Annotated in this window: 1 protein-coding gene; it reads left to right on the top strand. The window is 41.1% G+C overall.

The window, feature by feature from the left end; genetic code table 11:
- Window positions 1-397, top strand: a 397-nt coding sequence (locus ADF68_RS11040; protein ID WP_049548094.1) for a Rib/alpha-like domain-containing protein, incomplete at both ends; no start/stop codon positions are given.

Genomic DNA, 397 nt, shown 5'->3' with positions numbered 1-397 from the left:
TGCTAATAACGCCAATATTCAGATTGAGTTCCGTAAGCAAGCTGATAAATATACACCAACAGCTACAAATCCTACAGTGAATCTGACTTCAAATGGAACTGTTCCAGATTTGGGATCACCAGAGACTTATATTGCCAACAAGTCTGACTTGCCAGATAAAGGAACAACACCAGGTACGACAACGACTTACGCATGGAAAGCTGGAGAAACTCCAACTGTTAACAATGGTAAAGTCACACGTACAGTTATAGTAACTTATCCAGATGGTTCGACAGATGAAGTTCCAGTAACTGTTAAGGTAGTAGATCCACGTACAGATGCAGAGAAGAACAATCCAACAGTAGAGTTGGAACAAGATCCTAAGACAGGTGACGTAACAGTAACACCTAAGCAACCA

The sequence above is a fragment of the Streptococcus pseudopneumoniae genome, from assembly GCF_001068775.1.
In the GTDB taxonomy this organism is placed as follows: Bacteria; Bacillota; Bacilli; order Lactobacillales; family Streptococcaceae; genus Streptococcus; species Streptococcus pseudopneumoniae_N.
Note: the sequence above shows the minus strand (reverse complement) of the source record. Positions and strands in the feature narration are given on the sequence as shown.